The organism is Arhodomonas sp. KWT, assembly GCF_010993615.1.
The window spans coordinates 1-1,304 of the sequence record NZ_WNXE01000467.1 but is presented as its reverse complement, the minus strand read 5'-3'; the positions used below and the strand labels follow the sequence as shown (position 1 = coordinate 1,304).

The window sequence follows — 1,304 nt, the reverse complement described above, 5'->3', positions numbered from 1 at the left end:
CACGAGGAGAGACGGCAATGGCCGAGAAGACTTCCCGCATCCCCGGTTTCTTCAAGCTTCCGCCGCAGGAGCGGCTCAAGCGCGTGGCTGAGATCGCCGGCCTCGACGAGGCCGCGGTCAGCCACATGTCCAACACCGGCAATCTCTCCGCCGAGTCGGCGGACGCGATGATAGAGAACGTCATCGGCACCATGAACGTGCCGGTGGGTGTGGCCACCAACCTGATCGTCGACGGCGAGGAGACCCTGGTGCCCATGGCCACCGAGGAGTCCTCCGTGGTCGCGGCGGTGAGCAACGCGGCCCGCCAGTGCCGCGACAGCGGCGGCTTCCACACCGCCATGTCCGGTGCGCTGATGATCGCCCAGGTGCAGCTCGTCGACGTGCCCAACCCGGAGTTCGCGCGGCTGCAGATCCTCGAGCACCGCGATGACATCCGCGCGATCTGCGACGAGACCGACCCGGTGCTGAGCCAGCACGGCGGCGGCTTCCGCGACGTGGAGGTGCGCGTGCTGGAGGGTCGCAGCGGGGCGATGGTGGTCACCCACCTGATCGTCGACACCCGCGACGCGATGGGTGCGAACGCCGTGAACTCCATGGCCGAGGCCGTCGCCCCGGCGATCGCGCAGTGGACCGGCGGGCGCACCTACCTGCGCATCCTCTCCAACCTGGCGGACCGCCGCCTCGCCCGGGCCCGCGCGACGTGGACGCCGGAGGCCATCGGCGGCGCGTCGGTGCGCGACGGCATGATCGCCGCCTATGACTTCGCCGAGGTGGATCCCTACCGCGCCGCCACCCACAACAAGGGCATCATGAACGGCGTCAGCGCCGTGGTGCTCGCCACCGGCAACGACACCCGCGCGGTGGAGGCGGGTGCCCATGCCTACGCGGCGCAGACCGGCAGCTACCGCTCGCTCACCCGCTGGGAGGTGGACGCCGAGGGCAACCTCACCGGTACCCTGGAGATGCCGCTGGCGGTTGGCCTTATCGGTGGCGCGACCCGCTCGCACCCCACCGCGCGCGTCTGCCTGGACATCATGGGGGTGACCACCGCGGAGCGTCTCGCCCGGAACATCGCCGCCGTGGGTCTCGCCCAGAACTTCGCCGCGCTCAAGGCGCTGGCGACCACCGGCATCCAGAAGGGGCACATGGCCCTGCACGCCAAGAACATCGCGGTGATGGCCGGGGCCACCGGTGACGAGGTCGACGCCGTGGCCCAGGAGCTGGTTGCCGGCGGCACCGTGCGGGTGGACATCGCCGAGGCGGTCCTCGCCCGGCTGCGCGGCCAGGGCTAGCCCGCCCCGTGC

Annotated in this window: 1 protein-coding gene; it reads left to right on the top strand. The window is 71.2% G+C overall.

Features of this window, described 5'->3' with window-relative positions; translation table 11 throughout:
• The first annotated feature begins 17 nt into the window (after positions 1–17).
• Entirely contained in the window at positions 18–1,292 is a 1,275-nt protein-coding gene (locus G7A99_RS19970; RefSeq protein WP_018717550.1) for a hydroxymethylglutaryl-CoA reductase, degradative, read from the top strand.
• Positions 1,293–1,304: the final 12 nt, after the last annotated feature.

Coding starts and splice junctions, on each gene's coding strand:
- G7A99_RS19970 (WP_018717550.1), top strand. CDS start 18: ATGGCCGAGAAGACTTCCCGCATCCCCGGTTTCTTCAAGCTTCCGCCG.